Raw genomic sequence first — 3,813 nt, forward strand, 5'->3', positions numbered from 1 at the left:
GCCGCCGACGTCACCGACCCCGAAGCGCTGCGCCAGGCCCGCGGCGCCGCCCTGGACCGGTTCGGCCGCGTCGACGGCCTCGTGCACGCCGCCGGGCTGCCCGGCGGCGGCATGGCCGAGGTCAAGGAACTGCACGCCGCCGAACAGGTCATGGCCCCCAAGATCGCGGGCACGCTGGCGCTGCGGGAGGCGTTCGGCGACCTGCCGCTCGACTTCGTGATGCTCTGCTCCTCCGTCACCGCCGTCGCGGGCGGGTTCGGGCAGGTGGACTACTGCGCCGCCAACAACTTCCTCGACGCCTACGCCAGCACGTGGGCGCCCGCGCTGCCCGGCCCGGTGCTGTCGGTCAACTGGGGAGCCTGGCTCGAGATCGGCATGGCCGCAGAGGTGGCCGCGCCGGTCGCCTTCCGCGCCCTGCAGCGCGGCGACCGGGTCAGCCAGCTCGACCACCCCGTCCTCACCCACCGCCACGACACCTCGGGCCGCCACCCCTGGTTCACCGGCACCCTGGCTCCGGCCACCCACTGGCTGCTCGACGAGCATCGCGTCGCCGGGGTGCCCGTCATGCCGGGCACCGGCTACCTGGAGACGGCCCGCGCCGCGTTCGAGGCCGCCGTGCCCAGCCCCGGCCCCGGCCACGTGGTCGAGCTGCGCGACGTCGCCTTCGTCGCGCCCCTCCCGGTCGCCGACGGTGCGAGCGCGGAGGTGCGCGTGCTGCTCACACCCGCGGGCGACGGCATGGACTTCGAGGTGGTCAGCGTCGCGGCCGGTCAGACGACCCAGCACGCCAGGGGAGCGGCCGCCTGGGTCCCCACCTTCGACGACACCACCGAAGACACCTCCGACGACACCACCGAAGGCACCGCCGACCACACCGCCGGGCAAGCTGACGGCCACGCTCACGGCCACACTCACGGCCACGCTGGTGGCCAGGCCGGCGGTCATGGCTCCGGGCTGGCCGACATCCGCGCCCGCTGCACCTACCCCGCAGGCGAGGCCGGTGGCGGCAGCCCGTTCGCCTCGGCGTCCGGGCTGGTCACCTTCGGCTCCCGCTGGACCAGCCTCGGCACCGTCCATCACGGCGCCGGCGAGCAGCTCGCCCGCCTGGAGGCCGGGCCCGAGGTCACCGCCGACCTCGACCGCCTTCCCCTGCACCCGGCCCTGCTCGACGAGGCCACCGCGTTCATCGCCGTCACCGGCGAGCACAGCTACCTGCCGCTCGGCTACGGCCGCGTCACCCTGCACGCCCCCCTCCCGCCCCGCCTGTGGAGCCACGCCCAGCCGCGCGACACCGGAGGCGACGAGGTGATGGCCGCCGACCTGACCCTCTACGACGACACCGGCCGGCGCGTGGTGACGATCTCCGACTTCGTGCTGCGCCGCATCGACAGGCAGGCCGTCACCCAGACCGTCGGCGAGCAGGCCCGCCACACCGCCCAGGACGCCACCGTCAAGGAGGAGTCCGCCGCCGCGGGCGCCGCCCTCGACATCGACGGCGCCAAGCGCGGCATCCCGCCGGCCGGCGGCGCCGACGCCTTCCGCCGCCTGCTCGCCTCCCGCCTCGGCTCGCAGGTCGTGGTCAACGCCACCCGCCTGAGCGAGTTCGTGGCCGGGGTGCGCGAGCTCACCCAGGACACCGTGGCCTCGGAGCTCGACGCCGCCGCGGCCACCGACGGCGCCGGCAGCCTGGACGCCGACCACGTCGCCCCCCGCAACGACCTGGAGGCTTTGCTCGCCCAGCTGTGGGGTGAGGTGCTCGGCGCCCGCCAGGTCAGCGTCGAGCAGGACTTCTTCGAGCTGGGCGGCAACTCCCTCGTCGCGGTCCAGCTCATCGCCCTCATCAGGAAGAAGATCGGCGTCCGGCTGCCGATGCGCAGCCTGTTCCAGGTGCCGACCGTGGCCGGCATGGCCGCGCTCGTCGAGGAGCTCCGCACCCAGACCCAAGCCGACAAACCACAGCAAACCACCACCATTGCCCGGCTACCCCGCACCGAAAGGGCCTGACATGCGCGACGGCCAGTACAAGGTCGTGGTCAACCACGAAGACCAATACTCCATCTGGTTCGCCGAACGACCCATCCCCCAAGGCTGGCACGCGACCGGCTTCGAAGGACCCAAGCAAACCTGCCTCGACCACATCGACCAGGTCTGGACCGACATGCGCCCGCGCAGCCTGCGCGAGGCCATGGGGGAGTAGGAGGGAGAACACCGGGTGACCGGCACATACGTCTTCCCCGCGTCGTACGCGCAGGAACGCCTGTGGTTCCTCGCCCAGCTCGACCCCGGCGCGCCCGCGCACCACGTCAACGCCGTGATCGACCTGCCCGGCACCGACCACCACCGGTGCGCGCGAGCCCTGCAGGAGATCGTCCGCCGCCACGAGACGCTGCGCACGGCCCTGACCACCGAAGACGGCGCCCTCGTCCAGGTCGTCCTGGCCGACCTGCCGGTCACCCTCCACCACACCGACCTCAGACATCTGCCCTCCGACCGAGCCGAACACGACTTCCAGGCGCTCGCCCGCGCCGACGCCCGCCGCCCGTTCGCCCTCGACCAGGCCCCCCTCTGGCGCGCCCGCCTGGTCCGCCTCACCGAACGCGACCACCGGCTGGTGTTCGTCGTCCACCACGCCGTCTTCGACGCCCGCTCCGGCACCAACCTCGCCACCGAACTACGCGAACTCCACGACGCCCCCACCGAAGACCGCCCGCCCCGCCTGCCCGACCTGCCCGTCCAGTACGCCGACTACGCCACCTGGCAACGCCGGCACCTCACCCAGGGCGTACTGGCCGAACAGCTCGGCTACTGGCGCGAACGCCTGGCCGGCCTGCCCGCCGACACCGGCCTGCCCACCGACCGGCCCCGCCCGCCCGCACGCGGCCACGACGGCGCCGAACACCACCTCCACCTGCCCGCCGACCTCGTCGACACCCTCGAAGCACTCGCCAGGACACGCGGCGTCACCCTGTTCATGGTCCTGCTCGCCGCGCTCAAGGCCCTGCTCGCCCGCCACGCCGACCAGCACGACATCGCCGTCGGCACCCCCGTCGCCGGCCGCGACCTGCCCGAGGTCGAACCGCTCATCGGCATGTTCGTCAACACCCTCGTACTGCGCACCAGCCTGCACGGCGACCCCGCCTTCACCACCCTGCTGGACCGGGTCCGCACCACCGTCCTGGCCGCCCTCGACCACGCCGACGTCCCCTTCGACCGGCTCGTCGAAGCCCTCCAGCCCGAACGCGACCCCAGCCGCACCCCCCTGTACCAGGTGGGCTTCAACCTGCTGCCCATGGATTCGCGCGGCCAGTTCGCCAACGGCACCGCCCAGCTCGACCTCACCTTCGACGTCATCCGCACCGCCGACGGGGCCGGCGTGTGGATCGAATACAGCACCGACCTGTACGACGCCGCCACCGTGCAACGCCTGGCCACCTCCTACCGGCTCATCCTCACCGCCGTCGCCGCCGACCCCACCCTGCCCCTGTCCCGCCTGCCGCTGCTCACCCCCGCACAACGCGACCAGATCCTCACCGGCTGGAACGCCACCACCGCCCCGTACCCCGACCGGCCCCTGCACGACCTGGTCACCGAGCAGGCCGCCCGCACCCCGCACACCGTCGCGGTCCGCACCCCCGACGGCGACGAGCTCACCTACGCCGAACTCGACGCCCGCACCCACGCCCTGGCCCGCCACCTCACCGCCCGCGGCCTCAGCCCCGAGTCCCGCGTCGCCCTCTGCCTGCCGCGCGACCCGCGTCTGGTCGTCGCGTTGCTGGCGGTGCTGAAGGCGGGCGGCTGTTACGTGCCGCTCGA

General features: G+C 73.5%; 3 protein-coding genes. All 3 read left to right on the plus strand.

Translation table 11 applies throughout. The features are described from left to right. Positions 1-2,004 (plus strand): SDR family NAD(P)-dependent oxidoreductase (locus DQW85_RS11165; protein ID WP_113700273.1); only part of this gene is annotated, 2,004 nt, incomplete at its 5' end. Between the two features lies 1 nt (position 2,005). Continuing rightward, the gene (locus tag DQW85_RS11170; RefSeq protein WP_113700274.1) at positions 2,006-2,197 is read left to right on the plus strand and encodes an MbtH family protein; all 192 of its coding nucleotides are present in this window, start codon (positions 2,006-2,008) and stop codon (positions 2,195-2,197) included. Positions 2,198-2,212: 15 nt separating this feature from the next. After that, on the plus strand, positions 2,213-3,813 hold a 1,601-nt coding region (locus tag DQW85_RS11175; RefSeq protein WP_162794897.1), incomplete at its 3' end, for a condensation domain-containing protein.

The sequence above is a fragment of the Nonomuraea lactucae genome, from assembly GCF_003313395.1.
GTDB lineage: Bacteria > Actinomycetota > Actinomycetes > Streptosporangiales > Streptosporangiaceae > Nonomuraea > Nonomuraea lactucae.

Excerpts from the sequence above, each read along its gene's own strand:
- DQW85_RS11170 (WP_113700274.1), top strand. The coding sequence starts at position 2,006 with ATGCGCGACGGCCAGTACAAGGTCGTGGTCAACCACGAAGACCAATAC.